General features: G+C 65.6%; 21 protein-coding genes and 2 pseudogenes. 2 read left to right on the plus strand and 21 right to left on the minus strand.

Annotated features, from left to right (window positions below; genetic code table 11):
* Positions 1–66: 66 nt before the first annotated feature.
* From GCT19_RS12080 to GCT19_RS12105, 6 genes and pseudogenes are all read right to left on the minus strand, one after another.
* Positions 67–267, minus strand: a complete 201-nt coding sequence (locus GCT19_RS12080) for a hypothetical protein (RefSeq protein WP_013089498.1) — start codon at positions 265–267, stop codon at positions 67–69.
* Between the two features lie 115 nt (positions 268–382).
* A pseudogene (locus GCT19_RS12085) lies at positions 383–550 on the minus strand (MFS transporter); the annotation flags it as partial.
* Complete coding sequence (locus tag GCT19_RS12090; protein WP_152852056.1) at positions 547–1,851, minus strand: HlyD family secretion protein; 1,305 nt, start codon at positions 1,849–1,851, stop codon at positions 547–549. The gene GCT19_RS12090 and the pseudogene GCT19_RS12085, both read right to left, overlap by 4 nt.
* Positions 1,852–1,885: 34 nt before the next feature.
* Positions 1,886–3,406 (minus strand): efflux transporter outer membrane subunit, encoded by a 1,521-nt coding sequence (locus GCT19_RS12095; RefSeq protein WP_152852057.1) that lies wholly within the window; start codon positions 3,404–3,406, stop codon positions 1,886–1,888.
* 54 nt (positions 3,407–3,460) lie between these two features.
* A complete protein-coding gene (locus GCT19_RS12100; protein WP_013089501.1) occupies positions 3,461–3,898 on the minus strand; it encodes a MarR family winged helix-turn-helix transcriptional regulator in 438 nt (145 codons plus the stop codon).
* Between the two features lie 82 nt (positions 3,899–3,980).
* Positions 3,981–5,543, minus strand: coding sequence for a DHA2 family efflux MFS transporter permease subunit (locus GCT19_RS12105; protein WP_152852058.1), 1,563 nt, complete (start codon positions 5,541–5,543; stop codon positions 3,981–3,983).
* Between the two features lie 500 nt (positions 5,544–6,043).
* Here GCT19_RS12105 and GCT19_RS12110 point away from each other — a divergent pair, with 500 nt between their 5' ends.
* A complete protein-coding gene (locus GCT19_RS12110) occupies positions 6,044–6,754 on the plus strand; it encodes an SDR family NAD(P)-dependent oxidoreductase (protein ID WP_013089504.1) in 711 nt (236 codons plus the stop codon).
* Positions 6,755–6,782: 28 nt separating this feature from the next.
* On the opposite strand, the gene GCT19_RS12115 is transcribed toward GCT19_RS12110, so the two are convergent.
* From GCT19_RS12115 to GCT19_RS12140, 6 genes and pseudogenes are all read right to left on the minus strand, one after another.
* On the minus strand, positions 6,783–7,736 hold the full coding sequence (locus tag GCT19_RS12115) for a LysR family transcriptional regulator (protein ID WP_018434574.1): 954 nt from the start codon (positions 7,734–7,736) through the stop codon (positions 6,783–6,785).
* Positions 7,737–7,815: 79 nt separating this feature from the next.
* Positions 7,816–8,916: an NAD(P)H-dependent flavin oxidoreductase gene (locus tag GCT19_RS12120; protein ID WP_018434575.1), complete on the minus strand. Its 1,101-nt coding sequence runs from the start codon at positions 8,914–8,916 to the stop codon at positions 7,816–7,818.
* An 85-nt stretch (positions 8,917–9,001) separates the two neighbouring features.
* A pseudogene (locus tag GCT19_RS12125) lies at positions 9,002–9,249 on the minus strand (MFS transporter); the annotation flags it as partial.
* 18 nt (positions 9,250–9,267) lie between these two features.
* Entirely contained in the window at positions 9,268–10,476 is a 1,209-nt protein-coding gene (locus tag GCT19_RS12130; RefSeq protein ID WP_152852059.1) for a YbfB/YjiJ family MFS transporter, read from the minus strand.
* Positions 10,477–10,594: 118 nt separating this feature from the next.
* Positions 10,595–11,527, minus strand: coding sequence for a LysR family transcriptional regulator (locus GCT19_RS12135; RefSeq protein ID WP_152852060.1), 933 nt, complete (start codon positions 11,525–11,527; stop codon positions 10,595–10,597).
* A gap of 72 nt (positions 11,528–11,599) precedes the next feature.
* Complete coding sequence (locus GCT19_RS12140; protein WP_152852061.1) at positions 11,600–11,788, minus strand: hypothetical protein; 189 nt, start codon at positions 11,786–11,788, stop codon at positions 11,600–11,602.
* Between GCT19_RS12140 and GCT19_RS12145 the strand changes: the two genes are divergently transcribed.
* Entirely contained in the window at positions 11,787–13,151 is a 1,365-nt protein-coding gene (locus GCT19_RS12145) for an MBL fold metallo-hydrolase RNA specificity domain-containing protein (RefSeq protein WP_152852062.1), read from the plus strand. The genes GCT19_RS12140 and GCT19_RS12145 overlap by 2 nt on opposite strands.
* 51 nt (positions 13,152–13,202) lie before the next feature.
* Here GCT19_RS12145 and GCT19_RS12150 read toward each other — a convergent pair whose 3' ends face one another.
* From GCT19_RS12150 to GCT19_RS12190, 9 genes are all read right to left on the minus strand, one after another.
* Positions 13,203–13,895 carry a BON domain-containing protein gene (locus GCT19_RS12150; protein WP_018434582.1) on the minus strand — a complete coding sequence of 231 codons (693 nt, stop codon included), beginning with the start codon at positions 13,893–13,895 and terminating at the stop codon, positions 13,203–13,205.
* Positions 13,896–13,945: 50 nt separating this feature from the next.
* Complete coding sequence (locus tag GCT19_RS12155; protein WP_018434583.1) at positions 13,946–14,380, minus strand: Hsp20/alpha crystallin family protein; 435 nt, start codon at positions 14,378–14,380, stop codon at positions 13,946–13,948.
* Positions 14,381–14,514: 134 nt separating this feature from the next.
* Entirely contained in the window at positions 14,515–14,790 is a 276-nt protein-coding gene (locus tag GCT19_RS12160; protein ID WP_152852063.1) for a DUF1488 family protein, read from the minus strand.
* 140 nt (positions 14,791–14,930) lie between these two features.
* Positions 14,931–15,785 (minus strand): potassium channel family protein, encoded by an 855-nt coding sequence (locus GCT19_RS12165; protein ID WP_152852064.1) that lies wholly within the window; start codon positions 15,783–15,785, stop codon positions 14,931–14,933.
* A gap of 157 nt (positions 15,786–15,942) precedes the next feature.
* The gene (gene chrA, locus GCT19_RS12170) at positions 15,943–17,184 is read right to left on the minus strand and encodes a chromate efflux transporter (RefSeq protein WP_152852065.1); all 1,242 of its coding nucleotides are present in this window, start codon (positions 17,182–17,184) and stop codon (positions 15,943–15,945) included.
* A gap of 212 nt (positions 17,185–17,396) precedes the next feature.
* Positions 17,397–18,437 (minus strand): zinc-dependent alcohol dehydrogenase family protein, encoded by a 1,041-nt coding sequence (locus tag GCT19_RS12175; protein ID WP_018434587.1) that lies wholly within the window; start codon positions 18,435–18,437, stop codon positions 17,397–17,399.
* 202 nt (positions 18,438–18,639) lie between these two features.
* Positions 18,640–19,911, minus strand: coding sequence for an MFS transporter (locus GCT19_RS12180; protein WP_152852066.1), 1,272 nt, complete (start codon positions 19,909–19,911; stop codon positions 18,640–18,642).
* A gap of 146 nt (positions 19,912–20,057) precedes the next feature.
* The gene (locus tag GCT19_RS12185) at positions 20,058–20,933 is read right to left on the minus strand and encodes a helix-turn-helix domain-containing protein (RefSeq protein WP_152852067.1); all 876 of its coding nucleotides are present in this window, start codon (positions 20,931–20,933) and stop codon (positions 20,058–20,060) included.
* A 36-nt stretch (positions 20,934–20,969) separates the two neighbouring features.
* Positions 20,970–21,527 (minus strand): carboxymuconolactone decarboxylase family protein, encoded by a 558-nt coding sequence (locus GCT19_RS12190; RefSeq protein ID WP_152852068.1) that lies wholly within the window; start codon positions 21,525–21,527, stop codon positions 20,970–20,972.
* Between the last annotated feature and the right edge of the window lie 64 nt (positions 21,528–21,591).

Raw genomic sequence — 21,591 nt, forward strand, 5'->3', positions numbered from 1 at the left:
ACGCTGCACCGCGTTCCTCGCGTCAGCTATCCACCCGCCGCGATACCGCCGCGAGCGTCGTTCGTGTCACCACTCCTTGATGGCCACGTCGTAGTCCTCGTCGTGGAACGCGACGAGAAACTCCTCGGGCATCAACCACGAGTCGACGCTCACGCTTTGCGCGCCAACGTCGACCGCGACTTTCGCGTCGGGGTCCACCGACTTCATTGCATGCTCGATCGTCGAAACATCGTTTGCGCGGATTTCGGTTTTCATCGAGAACTTCACGTTTTCCCTCCCCAGTCAGCAACGTTAGAGCCAGGCGTAGCTCGCAATCATCCGGATTTGTCTGGACCCCGGCCACGGTTCCTCGCGGCGTGCCGATCCAATGAATCGCGGTGGCGAGAATGCCCAGCGCGATACCGAACGGGACGATGCCCGTCCGGCCATAGCGTGTCATCGACCAGCCGCTGACCGTCGCACCGATCGCACCGCCGAATGACGATGCAGATACTAGCGCCCCTTGCTGTTTCGTGCTCTGTCGCGACAAGCTCGCGCTGATTCGGATCAACCAGCGTTCGCCTTGCGCTGATGCGTCGCCACGCGCTGCGATTGCGGTTGCGGTTGCGCGACCGGCGCGCGCGAGACCATTTGGTTTTGCCCGATGATCTTGTCGATCTCGGCATCGGCCTGTGCATCGTATTGCGCGAAAACATCGGTGCTGTAGCGCGTGTTCCGCGCCGCGCCCAACTGCGAACCGGATTCGTCGCGCGTGTCGGCATCGACTGCCATCGACAGTCCGATGCGCAGCGGATGCGCGGCCAGCTCGGCCGGATCGAGCGCGATGCGCACCGGCAGCCGCTGCACGATCTTGATCCAGTTGCCGGTGGCGTTCTGCGCCGGCAGCGTCGCGAACGCGCTGCCCGTGCCCGCTGAGAAGCCCTCGATACGTCCGTGATACCTGGCGCCTCGGCCGTAGACGTCCGAGGTAAGCGTGACCCGCTGGCCAATCCGCATGTGCTTGAGCTGCACTTCCTTGAAGTTCGCGTCGACCCAGACCCCGTCGAGCGGCACGATCGCCATCAGCGGCGTGCCGGGCGCAACGCGCTGGCCGACCTGAACCCGGCGTTGCGCGACATAGCCGGTCACCGGCGCCGGCAACGTATCGCGCGCATAGGCGAGCCACGCGGTTCGCACTTTCGCGGCGGCGGCCTGCACGTCAGGATGCTGTTCGACCGTGGTGCGGTCGGTCAGCGCGTGATTGGCTTCGCCCTGCTGGCGCGCGGCGTCGAGCGCGGCCTGCGCGACGCTGACCGCGTCGCGGGCGTGCGCGATGTCTTCGGCGGACACGGCGCCCGTATCGGCGACGGCCTCGCGGCGGTGCAGGTCGTCGCGGGCTCGGCTCAGATCGGCTTCGCGCTGCGCGACATTCGCCGCGTAGAAGTCATTGTTGACAAACAAGCCGCTGACGCGGCGCACGGTCTGGCCGAGCTGCGCTTCGGCATCGGCGAGCGCGAGTTTTGCATCGGCCGGATCGAGCGTGACGACGGCGTCGCCTTGCTTCACGATTTGGGTGTCGTCGGTGTTGACGGCGATCACCGTGCCGGTGACCTGCGGCGTCAGTTGCACGAGATTGCCGCTGACGTACGCATCGTCGGTCTGTTCGTGATAGCGGCCCTCGGTGAAGTAGTAGGCGCCGTAGGCCGCGCCCGCGAGCACCACCGCGGCGCCGAGCAGCGCGATCAGGCGCTTGCGGCGTGCCGGCGGCGTGGACTTGTTGTCGCCTTGGGGCGTGGCCGGCGCTGGCGTGCCGGTCTTCTGTTCCTCTTCCCGATCCGCCAGTTCGCGGTCGGTCGTAATCGAATCGCTCATTGCAGTTCTCCTGATAGGTCTCCCGACGTGCCGTTCAACGGGCGGCAACCGCGGATTTGACTTGACTAGTGGGTGCGGCGGCGACGTCCCCGTGATGGCCGGTTTGCGCCGACGTATCGACATAGCCGCCGCCCAACGCCGAGGCGAGCTGGATCTGCTGGTCGCGACGGTTCATCTTCAGATTGGCGATCGCCTCGTCGGCGTTCAGCGCGGTGACGTCGGCATTGAGCACGGTCAGCTGGTTGGTCAGGCCGGCCTTGTATTGCGTGGTCGCCAGACGGTCGGCATCGCTCGCCGCCTGCTGCGCGGCCAGCGCATCGCCGAGCTGCGCGTCGCTCGAGCGGATCTGCGCGATTTGCGTGGCCACGCCGCTCAGCGCGCCGATCAGCGTCTGGTTGTAGGTCGCCACCGCATAGTCGAACTCGGCGTAGCGGCCCTTCAACTGCGCGCGCAGCTCGCCGGCATCGAAGATCGGCAGATGGATCGCCGGGCCCACCGATGCGGTGCGGCTCGCGGCGCTCAGGAAGCGGCCGAAGCCGAACGCGTCGAAACCGATCGCGGCGCTCAGGTTGATGTCGGGATAGAACTCGGCCTTCGCTTCCTTCACTTCGTGCGTGATCGCGTCGACGCGCCAGCGCGCCGCGACGATGTCGGGCCGCCGGCTCAGCAGATCGGCCGGCAGGTTGTCCGGCAGACGCACGTCGTCGCCGCCGCCGAGCGTCGGCCGCGTGATCGCCAGTCCGCGGTCGGGACCCTTGCCAAGCAGCGCCGCCAGTTGATACCGGGTGCTCAGGATGCTGCCGTCGAGCGCGCTGACGCGAGCGCGGCTGGTCGACAGATTCGCCTCGGCCGTCTTGCGCTCCACTTCGGTATCGAGTCCGTTTGCGATGCGGCCCGCGGTGATGCGCTCGATCTGCTCGCGCCGCGCGACTTCCTGCTGCGCGATGTCGCGCAAAGCGTAGAGCCGAGCCAGTTCGTTGTAACTGCGGGCGATCGAGGTGTCGAGCGTGAGCCGGACGACTTGCGCGTCGGCCTCGCTCGCGGACGCCTCCGAGACAGCCGCGCGCAGCGCCTCGCGGTTCTTGCCCCACAGGTCGAGATCGTAAGAAGCGGTCAGCAGCCCCTTGTTCTCGGTCTGCCAGGAGCCGGCGTACGGCGGCGGAATCAACGCGGTGCTGCTGAATTGCTGGCGCGTCAGCGTGTACGACGCGTCGACGCGCGGCAGCGTATTCGCCTTCGCCGTTTCGCTATAGGCTTGGGCCTGTGCGACTCGGGCGCGCGCCTGCTCGAGCGTCGGGCTGCCTTGCAGCGCCTCGGCGATTAAGACTTTCAGTTGCGCGTCGCCGAACTGGTCGACCCAGTCGGCGGACGGCCAATGCCCCTGCTCTTGCGGGAGGCTCCGGGACGTTTCCAGCTGTTGCGGTTGATCGATCTGTTTGTCGCTGTGGATGCCCGCATAGTTTGCGCACGCTGCCAGCACTGCGAAAGAGATCACCGAAACACCGAGCTTCAGCGAACGGGCGACGGTGTTTGCCTTAGAAGTCTGCGATTTCATTTTCTGACAAATCAGATTAATGGGTGAAAAAAGCGCGGCCCACGGCCGCGCCGCTCAATCGCCCGTGAACTTGCGAAGCAGGCGGTCCAGCTCGGCAAACTCGGCCTTCGTGAATTTGCGCAAGCGGGCGTTCAACACATGCGGTGCGACTTCAGGAATCCGCGCCGCGGTTTTCTGCCCCTCCGCGGTCAACGTCAGATTGACCACGCGGCGATCTTGCGGGTCGCGCGATCGTTGCAGCAGCCCCTTCGTTTCCAGCTTGTCCAGCATCCGCGTCATCAGGCCGGTGTCGATTCCGAGCAGCTTCGACAGCTCGAAAGGCGTGGTTGCCACACCCTGCTTCAGCGAAAGCAGGATGCCCATTTGCTGGCCGTTGATGTCGAGGTCCTTGAGCGCCGCGTCCATTTCCGCGACGACGACGTTGCGGGCCTTGACGAGCCTGAAGCCGATACTCTGTGTAAGCATGAAGTTCTTCGTCGTGTAGTGGTCCATAGCGGCGTCCTCCTTGTTGATTTGGACATTATCTGCATTGTCAGATAATGTCAAGAAGAGGAGCCGGGTTGGCCAATCGGGTTCAATGTCCGCCGGCGGCCGCCGCGCCCGCGGCGCCAGCTTTGGTCGGCTTCGTCACCCAGATCAGCGGGATGATCACGACGAAGATCACCGCCGAGATCCAGAAGATGTCGTTCAGGCCCAGCATCGTGGCCTGCGCGTTCAGCGAGGCCTCGTAAAACGCCGTGGCCTTCGGAATGCCCGCGTCCAGTGCCGCCTGCAGGTGCGCGATCGCGCCGGAAAAACCAGGGTCCTCTACGCTGCTTTGCTCGGCAAGCCGTGCATGGTGCAGGATCGTACGGTCGCTCCACGCGTTGCTCATCAGCGAGGTGCCCACGGCTCCCGCGAAAATCCGCACGAAGTTGGACAGACCCGCCGCCGCCGGAATCTCCTCCGGCTTCAGACCCGACAGGATGATCGCTGTCAGCGGCGTGAAGAACAGCGCGGTCGGAATACCTTGCAGCAAGGTGGGCAGCACGAGCGTCCACGCGTCGACGCCGGTCGTGTAGTTGGAACGCATGAAGAACACCCCGGCGAATCCGACGAACGCAAGCGTGGCGAGCACCCGCATGTCCGAGCGCGGCATGAGCTTACCCATCACCGGCGCGAGCATCACGGCGAAAATGCCGAGCGGCGCGGTCACGAGCCCCGCGTCCACCGCGCGGTAGCCGAGGTAGCCCTGAATCCACTGCGGCAGGATCACGAGATTGGCGAAGAAGATCGCATAGGCGACCGAAATCGCAACCGTGCCGCCGAGGAAGTTGCGTCTGGCGAAAAGCCGCAGGTTGACGATCGGCTTTTCCTCGGTCAATTCCCAGATCAGAAAGAACAGGAAGCTGACCACGGCGACGATCATCAGCGCCCAGATCACCGGCGAGCTGAACCAGTCGAGGTCGCGGCCCTTGTCGAGCATGATCTGCAGCGGCGCGACCCATGCGATCAGCGAGATCAGGCCGACCTTGTCGATCGGGAGTTTGCGGGCCGGCGTCTCGCGATCGCGGTAGATCGCCCAGATCGCGCCCGCGGCAAACAGGCCGACCGGCACGTTGATGTAGAAGATCCACGACCAGCTGTAGCTATCGGTGATCCAGCCGCCTAGCGCCGGCCCCGCGATCGGCCCGACCGTCGCCGTCATCGCCCACAACGCCAGCGCGTTCGAACTTTTTTCCTTCGGAAACGACGCGAGCAGCATGGCCTGCGACAACGGCACCAGCGGCCCCGCCACCGCACCCTGCACGACGCGGGCGATCAGCAGCACCAGCAGGTTCGGCGCGAGCCCGCACGCCGCCGATGACAGCACGAACAGCAGGATCGCCGACACGAACAGCTTGACCTGGCCGATGCGCTGCGTGAGCCACCCTGTCAACGGAATCGACACCGCGTTGGCCGCGGCAAACAGCGTGATGACCCATGTGCCTTCGTCGATCGACACGCCGAGGTTGCCGGACAGCGTCGGAATCGCGACGTTCGCGATCGACGAATCGAGCACGTTCATGAAGGTGGCGAGCGCCACGGCGAATGTGCCGAGGGCAAACTTTGCGCCAGTCAGCTGGGCCGGCGCGCCTGGATTGGTCGATGACTTCATTTACGTCCTCGTCTCGGTTCGATGCGCCCGTCAGTGCCGGGCGATTATCTGCAATATCAGATAAATGACCAAAAAAAATGCTGCCTTGGCGGTCGAGCAGTCTTGCAAGAAGCCGGTTCAACGCGTCGAAGTCCGACTCCGAGGCGTGTTGCGCGCGGCGACGGCCTGCCCTCTCGAGCTTGTCCAGCACGCGGGTCATCGATCGCCTCCTCGATATCTGACTTCAATATCTTTGACTGTGCAGATTTTAGCAAGCGAATTCCCTCGCTGTATGCGTTACGTGGTGGAAAACTGAATTGATCTGCCGGCGACAATCGCGACCAGCACTGACAGGACCACTGCCGACACGCGCCATCACTCACCGCTTGTTCCTGCGGCTCACAACTGTTTGTCCGCGCCTTGTGTGCAAAAGCGGAGCACGACTGCATAAATTAGTAGCCATCGGAACCAACCAACAGTCCGATCACAGATTGCTGATCCAACCAACTTCGAGGTTCACTATGAGTCAGTCTCCCAAAGTCATCGTGGTCACCGGCGCATCGCAAGGCATCGGCGCCGAAACCGTCAAGGCATTTCGCAAGCTCGGCCATAACGTGGTCGCGACATCGCGCAGCATCAAGCCGTCCGACGATCCCAACCTCGTCACCGTGGCCGGTGACATCGCCGATCCGGCCACGGCTCGACGCGTGATCGATACAGCGGTCGCGCGTTTCGGTCGTGTCGATACGCTCGTCAACAATGCGGGCATTTTCGTGGCCAAGCCGTTCACCCAATACACGGCCGAAGATTACGCGACGATCACCGGCATCAATCTCGCGGGATTCTTCCACATCACGCAGCTCGCGATTGCCGAGATGGAGAAGCATGAGCGCGGCCACGTGGTCAGCATCACGACGACGCTCGTCGATCACGCGATCGACGGCGTGCCGTCCGTGCTGGCCTCGCTGACCAAGGGCGGCCTTGCAGCCGCGACCCGCTCGCTCGCGATCGAATATGCGAAGCGCGGCATTCGCGCCAATGCGGTGTCGCCCGGCATCATCAAGTCACCGATGCATGCGCCGGAAACCCATGCGGCGCTCGGCGCGTTGCATCCAGTGGGTCATATGGGCGAGATGAGCGACATCGTGAATGCGATCGTCTATCTCGACTCGGCGCCGTTCGTGACCGGCGAGATTCTGCATGTGGACGGCGGCCAGAGCGCGGGACACTGAGCGAGCCAACCGAAGACGCGCGCGCCGCTCAGTGCGCGCGCGTGCGCGGCGCGGGCACTGGCGGTGTCGTGGGTTTGGCCAACTGCTCGATCAGAAATTCGACGAAAGCCCGCACGCGCGAAGTCAGATAGCGCGCGTGCGGATAAAGCAGGATGAATGGCCGCGTGCGCCCGCCCGCCTCGCGCAACACTTCCACGAGCCGACCTTCGCGCAGGTCGTCCGCCACGACGAAGCGATACGTCTGAAAGAGACCCGCGCCGGCACGCGCGAGCGTCACGCCGGCGAGCGCGTCGCCCGAAGTTCCATAGCTTCCCCGCGTCAGCACGTCGGCATTTTCAGGCGAGCCTTCGAAGGTCCACGCGAGATGACGGCCGCTGCTCGGCATTTCGAACTGGATGCATTCGTGGGCCTGCAGGTCCTCGATGGTTTTCGGCACGCCCGCACGCTTCAGATAGGCGGGCGTCGCCACCACGACCATCTCCGCATCTTCGAGCTTGCGCGCGACGAGGTTTGAATCGGCCGGTGCGCGTCCGCGTATCGCGAGATCGAAACCCTCGTCCGCGAAGTCGATGTTGCGATTGCTCAAGTGCGTCTCGACCCGGACTTGCGGATAGCGCTCGCGAAACGCCGGCAGCAGCGGCAACACGCGATAGTGCCCGTACGGCGTCGGCATGCTGATGCGCACCACGCCGGCCGGCGTGGTCTGTTCGCCCGTCACTTCGCGCTCGGCGTCCATCAGTTGCGACAGGGCCTGACGGCACTGCTCGAAATAGCGCCGCCCCGCGTCGGTCAGACGGATCTGGCGCGTCGTGCGTACGAACAGGCGCACGCCGAGCCGTTCCTCGAGCCGCGCGACCGAGCGGCTCACGGCCGCCGGCGTGACACTCGCGGCGTTGGCCGCGAGCGTAAAGCTTCCGAGCTCCGCCGCGAGGCAGAAGAGCTCGATGCTGCCCAACAGCAGATCGTCGAATTTGCGGTGCATGCCTGTCTCCCTTTGTTCTTTTGTTTCGAGGACGCGTGCCGATGTCTTCGATCGATGCGAGGCATGAAAATCAGACTGCTCAGTTCCACACCGATTGCAAGCGCTCGATACTTTCACGCGTTTCGCGTTCCAGTTGCGCGATCAGCTCGCCGGCGGGCAGCGAACGCGCAAGCGGCGCGGCCTGGCCCGCCCATTGCGCGCCGTAGCCGAACTCACCCTTGGCCTTGGCGGCTGCATTGAGCGCCTTGCCCGCGTCGTAGGTGATCGGATAGGACGGTGTACGCGGGGCTTGCGGGTCCTCTCCGAGTGCGGTGAAGCGATTGACGATGCTGCGCGCGAGGCGCCCCGAAATGGCCGACGTGAATGTCGTCGAGCGCGCCGCATCGCTGAGCAACGCGCTGCGATAAGCGTCGTCGATCGAGGTTTCCGGGCACGCGACGAAGGCCGTGCCCATTTGCGCCGCCTGCGCGCCCAGCGCGAGCGCGGCCGCGATGCCGGCGCCGTCCATGATGCCGCCCGCCGCGATCACGGGCACGTCGAACTCGCTCACCAGCAGACGCGTCAGCGCGAACGTGCCGAGGCGCTCGTCGCGCCCGGTCGTGTCGAAGATTCCGCGATGACCGCCCGCCTCGATGCCCTGCGCGACGATCGCATCGACGCCTGCTTCGACGGCCGCCGCCGCTTCATCGAGATTGGTCGCGCTCGCCAGCAAACGGATGCCCGCGTGCTTCAGTTGCGCGATCACCGCATCGGGCGGCAAGCCGAAATGGAAGCTGACGACGGCCGGCTTCTCCGCGAGCAGCATCGCCTGCATCGCGGTGTCGACGACGAAACTCGTGTAGATCTCGGAGAGCGCTTGCGGCGGCGTCGCGCCGTATTGCCGGAACACCGGTTCGAGCCAATCGAGCCATGCACGCTCGACGGCCGCATCGGGGGTGGCCGGACGATGGCAGAACACATTGATGTTGAACGGCTTCGTCGTTAGCTCGCGGGTCTGGTGGATCGCCCGGCGCGCGTTCTCCGCGTTCATCGCGGCAACGCCGAGCGAGCCCAGACCGCCCGCGTTCGACACCGCGGCCGCGAGCGCCGGCGTGGTGACGCCCGCCATCGGCGCCTGAATGATTGGCTTGTGGATGCCGAGCGTGCGCAGTAACGCGCGATTGTCCGCTTGAGTGCTCATGTTCCCTTCCCACCGGATGCGTTAAAAGGTTCAATGTACATGCCGGCTTGCCAGCTTGTCAGGCTCCAGCGCGGCCGTGCGGCCAGCGCGCGAGCTTGCCGATCGACGGCAACAGGCCCGCGAGCGTCATACCCAAGGCCCACGCAAAGCCGCGAACGGCCACCGCTGCGTGACGGACGCTTGCGGCACCATCGCGAGCCCCGTGAGCACGAGGCACGCAACGATCATGCGCCAGCTTCCTGACCGGTCGGCCAGCGCGCCGAGGCGCGCGGCCAGCAGCATGCTCCCGAGCGCCGAGCATGCCATAACCACGCCCGCCGCGCGCGGCCGGTGAAGACGACACCGTCGCATTCATTTGGCGCTGCGCGCGGCGAACAGATCGACGGCGAGTGCGAACAGAAGCGCCACCGCGCCAATCGCGTAGAGCACCGGATAATTGCCGCCGCTCGAAGAGAACACGAACGAAAGACCGTAGGCCGCCAGCGCCTGCATCACGGCGAAGCTCGTCGTCGCGCGGCTCCATGCGTCCTTGACGGCGGACGGATGGTGCACCAGCAACTCGTTCACGCGACCGAGCGCCAGCGGCACGATGCCCGGCGTGAACGCGCCCACGATAAAGGCGGACACCATCAGCCCCGCCGGTCCGAATAAGCCCGCGGCCGGAATCGCGACCGCAACGGCCTGCACCAGAAACGCGACGCGCAGCGCGCGGCCGAAGCCCGCGCGATCGGCAAGATGCCCCGCCGCGAGCGGCCCGACGATCGCGCCCAGGCCGTACAACACCCAGAATTCGGCGCCCGCATCGACGCCGCGGCCGAGCCCGCGCGCGACGAAATCGACGAGAAACAGCATGTGCGGCACGAGCCCCACGGCGTTCAGGCCATATTCGGCATAGAGCGCACGCAGGCCGGCGCGGGGATACGCAGGCGCTTTTTCGAAGCGCGAATGCGCGGCCGCGTGCGCGGGCGCCGCCTGCTCGGGCCAGCCGTTCCAGGCCACGGCGGTCAGCACGAGCGAAACGGCTGCGAGTCCGAGCCACGTCCAGGTGAGCCCCTGGTGCAACAGAATCGGCACGATCGTACCGGAGGCCGCGATGCCGAGCCCGATCCCCGTGAAGATGCCGCCGCTCGCGAAGCCCCGGCGCGCCGCCGGCACGTGCGCAAGGATCGTCGGCGCGGCGAGCACCATCAATGCGCCGCCCGCGATCCCCGACGCCAGGCGCCAGACGAAAAACCACAGGAACGACACGGGCACCGCGCAGGCGACGAAGGCGATGGTCACGAGCAACATCATCGCGCGCAGCACGGTGGCGGGTTTCGCGACTCGCACCATCGAGCCCGCCAGCAGCGCGCCGGCCAGATAGCCGCCGAGGTTAGCCGCGCCCAGATAAGCGGCGGTCGAGGCGGGAAACCAGTGCGCGCCGATGATGGCCGGCAAAAGCGGCGTATAGGCAAAACGCGCGAGACCGATGCCGATCAGGCTCGCGCTGGCCCCGGCGAGGGTGCCTCGCCAGACGTTATAGCCGGCCGATGCGGCCGGATTCGAGACGGCTTGCTGCATGACGACTCCCATGATCGATGCTGTTAAGCACCTGATGAATAGGGAGCCAGTCTAGATCGAGTCGCGTTTCGAGAGAATCACCGCGCTGCGGAAGTCATTCTTCCGCGTAGCGATCGAATCAGCGTCGATCGGCGTCGGTGATTTGCTGGGCCCGCTCGAAATACTCGCGCAGCAATGGCGCGGCGAAATCGACGAAACTGCGCACCTTCGGCACCGCAAGGCGGCCTTGTGGCGTGACCAGATTGACGGGCAGCGGCGCATGCTCGTTGTCGCGCAGCACGATCTTCAGCGCACCGGTCCTGACCTGTTCGGCCACGTGATACGAGAAAAGCCGCGTGACGCCGTGCCCGTCCACGGCCGAAGCCCGCGCCGCGCGGATCGTGTTGACGATGGAGCGCGGCGTGAACCGTACGACCTGCGGCAGCGCCGTTTGACGCGCGGCCGGAAAGCTCCACGAGTCGAGTCCGAAATGGGTCATTGAAATGATCGGATGGCTGGCGAGATCGGCCGGCACCGCGATGGCCGGATGCGTGGCGAGATAGTCGGGCGAAGCGACCACCACCCGCCTCACCTCGCCCACCGGAATGGCGACGAGCGTCGAGTCCTGCAGATGCGCGATGCGCAACGCGACGTCGATGCCCTCGTCGACGATGCTGACGGGCCGGTCGTGCAGGTGCAAACGGATCGACGCTTGCGGGTGGCGGTCGAGAAACGCATCGACGATCGGGCGCAACACCTCCTCGCCCACCGCCACCGCCGCGGTCACGCCAAGCAGGCCGCGCGGCGCGGAGCGCTCGTCGGCGGCGAGCAGGTCCGCCTCCTCGAGATCCGCGAGGATACGCCGGCACGCTTGGGCATAACGCTCGCCCGCTTCGCTGAGCCGGATCGTGCGCGTGGTGCGATGTAGCAGCGGCGTGCCCGTGTGCGTCTCCAGAAACGCGATGGCCCGGCTCACCGCCGCGGGCGAGCGGCCCAGCCGGCGGCCTGCGCCCGCCAGACTTCCCTCGTCGAGCGTGGCGACGAATACCTTCATGGCGTCGATACGGTCCATTGCGTGTTTGGTGATGAGATTGGGCTTTGGGGGACGCCGCGGTCTTTTGGGTCGGCGAATTCCGGCACGATCTTAGCGGAATACGAGAAGCGTCAGAGTGGCTGTTTGTTCGGCTTGCTGCGATTGATCGAGCGCAAGCGCCCCTAACCGCCGTTTGCGCGCGAGCGCTGCGCGACCGATGATCCAGATCAAAAGCCCGGCGCCCGCATCCGTTGAAATGGTGCCATCTGAGAATCCATCCGCGAGCAACGGAGGAATCATGAAGCTGACCTTTCTCGGTGCGAGCGAGACCGTCACCGGCTCGAAGTATCTGCTCGAAGAACCCGGCTTGCGCACCCTCGTCGATTGCGGGCTGTTTCAGGGCCTCAAAAACCTGCGGCTGCGCAACTGGGCCGCGCTGCCGGTGCCGGCCGATTCGATCGACGCGGTGGTCCTGACCCACGCGCATCTCGACCACAGCGGCTATCTGCCGTTGCTCGCGCGAAACGGCTTTCGCGGTCCCGTCTATTGCACGCCCGGCACCGCCGCGCTGTGCGACATCATGCTGCGCGACAGCGCGAAGCTACAGGAAGAGGAAGCGGAGTTCGCGAATCGCCACGGTTTCTCGAAGCATCGGCCGGCGCTGCCGCTCTACACGCAGGACGACGCGCAGCGCGCGCTGCATCTGCTTGCGCCCCGCCGCTTCGACACGCCGGTCGACCTGCCGCATGGGCTGTGCTTCCGCTTTCTGCCGTCGGGGCACATCCTCGGGGCGGCGAGCGTCGTCATGTGCCGCAATCACAAGGTGCTGGCGTTCTCCGGCGACGTGGGCCGCCCCGACGACCCGATCATGCGTGCGCCCGCGCCGCTCGCGCATGCCGATTACCTGGTCGTCGAATCGACCTACGGCGACCGCCTGCATCCGGATTCGAATCCGCGCGACGATCTCGAACGGATCTTCAGCCGCACCTTCGCCAAAGGCGGCGTGGTGGTGATGCCGTGCTTCGCGGTCGGGCGCGCGCAGGAGGTCCTTTACCACATCGCGAAGCTGAAGGAGAACGGGCGCATGGCGCACGTGCCCGTCTATCTGGACAGTCCGATGGCGACCAGCGTCACCGACGTGTATCGCAGGCATCTCGCCGAACATCGCCTGACGATCTCCGACGCGAATGCGATCGACAAAGCCGCGATCATGGTCAGAAACGTCGATCAGTCGAAGGCGATCGCGTCGCATAACGGGCCGATGGTGATCATCGCCGGCAGCGGCATGGCGACCGGCGGGCGCGTACTGCATCACCTGCGGCTGTATGCGTCCGATCCGCGCAATACGATCGCGCTGGTCGGCTACCAGGCGGCCGGCACCCGCGGCGCGGCGCTGGCGGCCCACGAGCCGTCGATCAAATTGTTCGGCGAATACGTGCGGGTGCGCGCGAACGTCGAATCGATCCCGTCGCTATCCGCGCATGCCGATTACCGCGAGCTGCTGAACTGGCTGTCGAGTCTGACCGACGCGCCCGCTCGCACGTTCGTCACACATGGCGAGCCCGCCGCGGCCGATGCGATGCGGCGGCACATCGTCGAGACGCTCGGCTGGTCATGCGAGGTGCCGGTGTATGGGCAAAGCGTCGAGCTCGGGCAGCTCTAGGTCTGTGCAACGGTCGAACGGAATTGTCGGTCGCGAGTGGGAGCGTGGCTGTTAGCGTTCGGCTGCGTCACCGTCAGGTTCGCGTGGGACGCTCGCATCGACGACGAGATCGTCGACCACCGCGCACACGCCGGGCGCGCTCCACGCGACGCCACGCACGACCTTGCGTTCCGCGTAGGAGCCCACCTTGCCCGTCAGCGTGACCGTGCCGTCCTTCACGTCGACGCCGATGTGTCTGACTTCGCGCTCGACGTGCCGCCGCATCGCCTCTTCGATGTTCTTGCTGATCTCATCGGACGCCACCTTGCGGCGCACCTCGATCGCGTTCGTCAGGCCGCGAATGCCACGCATCTGGCCGAGCGCGCGCGCGACGATGTGGCGCTGGTAGGCCCAGTCGACCATTCCCGTCAGCGTGACCCAGCCTTTCTCCACCTGAATCTTGATCGCATCGTGGGGTACGGCGACGCTCCAGTAAAGGATCGCGTGAACCGCGCCCGCCACGTCCTCGTCGCTGTGTTGGTCCGGCTTCGGCAGGCGGACTTGCATGTCCACCGCGACCGCCTTCACACCGGCCACGCGCTGCGCGGCTTTTTCGGCGGCCAGTTTTTCTGCGAAGCTCGGCGGATGGCCCGACAGCGTGACGACGCCGTTCGTCACTTCCACCCCGATATCCGTCGCGGTGACCGCGGGGTCCCACTCGAGTTCTTCCTCGACTTCCCGCTGCAGTTGTCTGTCGGTTTTCATCAAGTGTCTCCTCGCGACTGGCCCGTGCGACGGCGCGCCACCCTCCCGTATCAGTCGATGGTCAGCCGCTTGCGATCACCGGACGCCTTTTTCGGCAGGCTGAGCGACAGCACCCCGTCCCTGTACTCGGCTTTCGCGTTCGCCTCGTCGACCTCGCCGCCGAGCGAGAACGAGCGGCTGAAAGTTCCGGCGTAGCGCTCACGGCGGATCACGCGCTCGCCTTCCTTTTCCTCCGTGTTGCGCTCGACCTTCGCGTTGATCGACACGACGCTCCCGTCGATTTGCACGTCGATGTCTTTCTTGTCCACGCCGGGTAGTTCGGCTTTCACCGAATAAGCCGCGTCGCTTTCCGTCACGTCGATCTTGATCGACGCGAGTTCCGTGTCCTGGGTCGTCAGCATCGACCGCATCGGCCGGAAGAAACCCTGGAACAGCTCCGACACAGGGTCCAGCGAAAGCGGATCAATACGCGTTAGATTGCTCATTGCACCCTCCTTTGAATAAAACAGGCCACGACCGGGGCCCAGTCGACCGAGCCGTGCTCGGCTCACCATGCCTTCAGCGTAGCCGGGCGCGCAGGCGCGTCGTTGATCCACGTCAAGCGCGTCCGCTCGACGGGTCACGCGCTGAACCTGAAGAACCCGCTATGCAGCAGCACGGGCTTGGCGCCGACCTCCTCGAGCAACTGTTTGGCTGCCTGTTCGATCTGATAGCGGTGCGCGAGGAACGCCTGGACCAGATCGTCTTCGCGCAGCGAGCGTGCGCCGAAATGATCTTCGAGTGCCTCGGCCGTGATCGCGCACTGCACCGGCCGATCGTCGACGAGCGCCGGAAACGCCAGCACCAGATCGCGGGCGCAGTATTCGGGCATGCAGGATGGAAAGGAAATATGCATGGTGACGCCCCCACGGGCATGAAGTGCCGCGACGTCTCCAGCTTAACCACGCAATCCACGGCGGGTTTGACGTACGTCAACGCAGCGTCCCGCATCATCAGCGGTGGCGCCGTTTGCCGCGGCCGTGTCGGCACGAAGCGTCATTCGCCCGGGCGCGTCACGGAACCGGCGTCGGCGTCGCTGCGTCGCGCGGTGGCGTCGAGCGTCTGCCGCAACGCCTTCAGTTCGGCGTGCAGCCGCACGATTTCATCGTTCAGATGCTTGATATCCCGATGCATCTCACGCCGCAGCGCCCTCTCTTCCTTGCCGATGAATGCGGCGGCGATGCTCGCGAAGACCAGCGACAACATGCCGTAGCCAAGCAGCACGACAAATACCGCGAACACACGCGCTGCGGGCGTCGTCGGCGCGATGTCGCCGTAGCCGACGGTCGCACTGCTTTCGAACGCCAGCCACAGCCCTTCGGAGTAGGAATGCACGTGCGGTTCGAGCCAGTAAAAGCCGGCACCGGCCATCGCGAGCACGAGTGCGCCGGCGAGCAGCAGCCACATCAATCGGTTCGGCGTGACGAACTCGCGTAGCGACAGCACGATGCGCAACGCGACGATACCCATGAACGACAGCCGCAGCAGCCATTCGACGGGCTGCCACGGCGGCGTGCCGAAACCGGTGCTGAGCGCCGCGCCCAACGCGATGAGCAGGTCGAGCCAGTTGTTCGCGAGCAGCGTCTTCGGCCGTCTGCTCAGATGGGCCAGCCAGGTGAACGACAACGCAAAGCCGGCGAACATCGCCAGGTACAGTGTCCGCGACAGGGTCAGCGCGAACGGGGTGGGCACGGTCAGCTCGACGTAGAACGCGGGAATCGCGCAGAAGCTCAGCGCGCACAGCCCCCAGCGCAGGTGGCGCCATGCCCGCACGGCGCGCGGGCCGTCGTGCGCGCTTGCACCGCCCAGTCCGTAGCCGCCGAGGCCGTGGTCGATCATGTGGTCCGTCATCGCGCGAATGGCTTCCGGCCTGTCGGGTTTCGCGCGATACCGTCGTAGTGCGGCAAACGCACCGAGGCCGCGCGATCATCGTTGCAGGCTAACCGACCCGTGGCTGTCGGCCTTGATGCAGATCAGTGCTTTCGAAAGCCGTGCGCGATTGGCGCTGTCAAAGCGGATGCCACACCGTTTGAGCAACGCCGGCCGCCACACACAGCACGACGACCGCAAGCGGCGGCACCTTCCAGCGCAGCAACAGCAAAAAGCCGATGCACGCGACGGCGAAATCCGTCGCCGACAACACCGCGCTCGTCCATACCGGCGAATAAAGGGCGGCGGCCAACAGGCCGACCACTGCGGCATTGACCCCGGCAAGCGCCGCCGCCATCGCCGCACGCGCGCGCAGCGCCTGCCACCACGGCAACGCGGCGAGCACGAGCAGCAGACCCGGCAGAAAGATGCCCACTGTCGCGAGCAGTGCGCCGCTCCAGTGTCTGGGTGGCAGCGCCATCATCCAGCCGAGAAACGCCGCGAACGTGAACAGCGGTCCGGGTACCGCCTGGGCCGCGCCATAGCCGGCCAGGAAGTCGTTGGGCGCGACCCATCCGGTCGCGACGGTTTCACGCTGCAATAACGGCAGCACCACGTGCCCGCCGCCGAACACGAGCGCGCCGGAGCGATAGAACGCGTCGAATACGCGGATGCCTTGCGAGGTTCCGCTTGCCGCCCATAGTGGCAACGCGAACAGCAACGCGCAAAACACCACCAGCGCGGCGCTGCCTGCCGTGCGCGACACCTGAAAATCGCCGGCTCCCAGCGCAATGGCACGCGGCGCTTGCGTCTCCGCGGTCCGGCACAGCGCGACACCAAGCACGGCGCCGGCGCTGATCACGATCAGTTGGGCGTAGACGGTGCCAAGCACGCTCAGCAATGCGAGCGACGCGAGCGCGATCGCCGCGCGGCGACGGTCCGGACACAGACGCCGCGCCATGTCCCAGACGGCCTGCGCGACGACGGCCACCGCGACGAGTTTCAGGCCGTGGATCACACCCGTGCCGAGCGCTCCGCCGAGGTCCGGCGCGATCGCGGCGAAGGCCAGCATGACGAATACCGACGGCAGCGTGAAGCCGCACCAGGCGGCAAGGCCCCCGGCCCACCCGGCGCGCAGCAGCCCGATCGAAAATCCCGCCTGGCTGCTCGCCGGTCCCGGCAGAAATTGGCACAGGCCGATCAGGTCGGTGAAGGCTTCGTCGTCGAGCCAGCGGCGCCGCTCGACGAACTCGCGCCGGAAGTAGCCGATGTGAGCGATCGGGCCACCGAAACTGGTCAGCCCGAGTTTAAGAAATGCGCTGAAAACCTCGATAACGCGCGTGAGCCGTGAGCGGCGCGGCGACGACAAATCAGTATCCATGGATGGGCGGGTTCGAGCGATGCCGGCTTCGCGAGCCGACGGGCCACAAGCCGACGACGGGCCTCGTGTTTTGACGACGCACAGTATAGAGGTCTGCCGCGCGGCCATGCGCCGCACTCGCGCTCGATCTGGGTAATCGCGGCGCGACGCACGCGAGCCACGCGTCGGCGGACGCCGCCATTGCGCCATCGCTCCGGCACCCCGCGCCCCGTCTATGACGCTTCGATCAACACCTTCAGCGCGCGCGTGCTCGACGCACTGGAGAACGTTTCGTAAGCCGCAAGAATATCGTCGAGCCGGAACCGATGCGTGATCAGACGCGTCGGATCGATCCGGCCTGCTTTGACCGTCTTCATCAGCATCGGGGTACTGACGGTATCGACGAGACGCGTCGTGATCGCGATATTGCGATCCCACAGCTGTTCCAGATGCAGATCGCACTTGACGCCGTGCACGCCGATGTTCGCGATCGTTCCGCCCGGCGCGACCAGTTGCTGGCAAAGCTCGAACGTCGGCGGAATGCCGACCGCTTCGATCACACAGTCGGCGCCAACCGATTCCGTCAGCTTGAGCACTTGCGCGACCGCATCGGTATGCGCGTTGTCGACGCACGCGGTCGCGCCGAAGCGGTGCGCGACCTCGAGCCGGTTGACATCGGGATCGATCATGATGATCTGCGCCGGCGAGTAGAACTGCGCGGTCAACAGCGCCGCTAGCCCGATCGGCCCGGCGCCGACGATCGCCACCGTGCAGCCCGGCTGAACCTTGCCGTTGAGCACGCCGCATTCGAAGCCGGTCGGCAGAATGTCGGACAGCATCACGAGCGTCTCTTCGTCGAGGCCGGCCGGAATCCGGTACAGACTGCTCTGCGCATGCGGAATGCGCACATATTCGGCCTGCGTGCCGTCGATCCGGTTACCGAGAATCCAGCCGCCCGTCGTGCAATGCGAATACATGCCGCGCCGGCAGTAGTCGCAGCGGCCGCACGAGGTGATGCACGAGATCAGCACGTGATCCCCAGCCGCGAGCCCGCTCACCGCCTCGCCGAGCTGGTGCACGACACCGACGCCTTCGTGGCCGAGAATGCGGCCGGGCTCGCAGGTCGGCACGTCGCCTTTGAGAATGTGCAGATCGGTGCCGCAGATCGTCGTGCGAGTGACTTTGACGATTGCATCGGTGGGCGCGGTGAGTTCGGGAATCGGCCGTTCGTCGAGCGACTTTTTGCCGGGACCGTGATAAACGAGTGCTTTCATGACGGACTTCTCCTGTGGCCGGAATGAAACACGATGCGTGGCGGCAAACGTGTTCTCGCGTCGACCCGGTCGAGTCATGCGGCGGCGAGCGGCGGCGAAAACGCAATGCGTCACGCGCTTACATCGTGCGCGCCGGCATGGCTGGTGGCTTGATCTGGGTCAAGCATCTGGGTCCGACTGATTCCGTGCAGCAGAGTCCGGGCTACGAAAACAACGCCGACGCGTCGATGTCGGCCATTTTCTCGAGCTCGTCGCGGCGCGTATCGCACGCTCGCCTGATCGTCGCGCCTTGGGTGATCCACACGGCCAGCGAAATGAACGCGAGACTACCGAGCGCAATGAAGGCCGTCGGGTAGCCGAAGCGGCTGGCGAGCCATCCGCCGAGCAGTGGACTCAGGCAGCCGCCCGCCGCTTCCACGCTTTTCACCGCCCCCTGACCGAGGTTCACCCGTCCGCTGCCATGCAACAGGTGCACGACCAGAGCCGGGATTGCGACGCTTTGCAGCCCGGAGCCCAGACCGTCGAAGATTTGCACCGGCACGATCCCCCACTCGGCGGTGATCCACGCCGCGGTCAAGCCGCGCAGCGGCAGCGTGATCAGCGTCGCGAGGATGACCCACCAGAAACCCCAGCGGCGGATCGCGCGGCTCGCGTAGAGCGCGGCGCTCAGCATCACGAGCTGGGAAATGATGATATTGGCCGCCGTGATCGCGCTGGCGTTGCGGTGGTGGGCCGCCGCTTGCGCAAGGCTGTAAAGCGGCAGCAGCGCGGAATTGCCGAGGCTGAAAGCGGCCAGCGCGAGCGCGAGCAACAGCAGCGGGCGGCAGCGGATCAGCGCGCGCACGCTGTCCGCGCGCACTTGCGCGCGGTCCTTGTCGTCCTCGTGCGCGAGGCCGCGCGCATAGTGCCGATGCACCGCGCGCGCGGGAATCAGCAGCACGGAGACAATGCACGCAACGCCGAACGCCGCCCCGAGCGCGAACACCCAGACGATGCCGAGCCACCAGCCGACCGCGCCGGACAAAGCCGCCGCCACGATGTTGCCGGCGTGGTTCGCCACCTGGTTGCGGCCGTATTGCCGGTCGAAGTTTCTGCGGCCGGTCATGCCGAGCGTCAGTCCCATCAGCGCCGTGCCCATCACCGATCCCGCCACCGCAGTCGCGATCTGCGAGAGCGCGATCGGCCAGTAGCCGCGCGACATCCAGATCACGCCCGCGGCGGCGACCGTCAGCGCGCTTGCGGCAACGACCACCGCGCGACGATGGGAAATGGCATCGACCAGCGCGCCAGCGGGAGCCGTCACGAGCACGCCGACGATGGCCCCCAACGTCAGCACGGTGCCGATCATGTCGGGGCTCCATCCATGCGCTTGCAGATAGATGCCGAGAAAGGGTCCCGCGCCTGCCTGCACATCGGCCGCGAAGAGGCTGACTGCCAGTAAGGGGGTGGTCGGTTTCGTGTTGTGTTCTTCCAGTTTTCGGCGGCCGCGAGCGATGGACTTCTATCGATCAGGCGTCCGTCGGGACATTGCGCAAGGAGATCAGCGCATATGTCGCCGGAGCATCGAGCGTGCCCGGGACTGCCACGAAGCAATCCCGCGCCGCTGGCGAAACTGCATGATCACGGCGTACGGTTTGCCGAAATTGAAGGTTGCGGCAACCCATGCGCCGCAAGCAACTGCTGATGTCGTGCTTCGGTTTCGTCGTCGGCGGGGAACATGCATTCGATGCGCAGCTCCTGCGCGGCCACGTTTTGCGGTGTGCCGACGGTCGTGACCATCGAGAAATAACGCAGCACCACGCCTTCGCTGATGAAGCCGAGTGGAATCATCGGCAGCGTCGCGGCCGTCGTGGAAGAGCCATGATGGGTCTTCCAGTCGCGTGGCACATCGGGGTACGCAAGCAGTTCATCGAGTAGACGCTGCGTGTGGGCGCCGACCACATGACCCACCGATTCGCGATACACGCGTTGCAGCAAACTTCGCGCGACCTCCTCCCAATCGGCGACGAACGGCCGCATGCCGAGCGGATCGAAGATCAAGTGCAGCATGTTGCGCGGACCTTCGCGCGCGGCCATGTCGATGAAGCAGTTGAAAAAGCGCGGCGCCGCATCGTTGCTCATCAGCACGTTCCAGTCGCGGTCCATCACGAGCGCCGGAAACGGTTCATGCTGACGCACGACCCGTTCGAGCGCGCGAACCACGCCGTGCATTTCCTGCGCATTCCACGGTGCTTCCGAATAGACCGGTGCATAACCGGCGGCAAGCAGCAGCGCGTTGCGCTCGCGCAGCGGCACGTCGAGGGTTTGCGCAAGCGTCAGCAGCGTGTCGCGGCCCGGCACGCTGCGCCCGCTTTCGATGAAGCTGATCTGCCGCTGCGAGAAGCCGGCCTCGAGCGACAGATCGAGCTGACTCACGCCACGAACGTCACGCCAGTAGCGCAACAGACTACCGATATCGCCCGGCTGCACTTTCGGATCGTGACTCGTGACGTTCATCGCATTGCCCTCCTTTTAATGGCTGAAAGGAACACTTCAGCGCGCCGGCGCGTGCCACACGAACTCCGCGAACTGCGGTTCGAGCGGCGGCTCGGTCACGCTGCCGGTGTAGTTCGTGATCGTCGATGCGGCGACCACCGCGACCACCTCGAGAATCTGCTCCGCGCTGAAGCCTGCCGCGAGGAAGCGTTGGCGGTCCTCATCATCGAGGCGGCCGCGCTTTTCGATCAGCGTGCGCGCGAGCGTCGACAGCGCCGCGAGCCTCGCGTCGTCGGGCACACCGCGCTGGCGGATCGCGTCGACATCGGCGCGACGCAAGCCCTCATGCAAGCCGACCGCGGTATGAAACGCGACCGCCCATTCGCTCGCATTCGTCACGGCGTTGGTGAGCAGCAAAGTCTGGATTTCCGGCTCCGTCAGACTGCTCGCATGCACGCGCTCGAACAGGCCGATGAAGCCGTTGATCAGCACCGGTGAAGCCGCCATCTTGGCCGCGATGTTCGGAATCACGCCGAACGTCTGCTGCAATTTCTGCAGCACGGGTTTCGATTGCTCGGGAGCGGACTCGATCGTGTGAACGGGATAGCTGGACATGGTATCTCCTGGACGTGTGCGCCATCGGATTGGCGGCGCGGTAGTCGAAGATTAGTGGCGGCCA

This window comes from Paraburkholderia atlantica (assembly GCF_009362785.1).
GTDB classification, from domain to species: Bacteria; Pseudomonadota; Gammaproteobacteria; order Burkholderiales; family Burkholderiaceae; genus Paraburkholderia; species Paraburkholderia atlantica.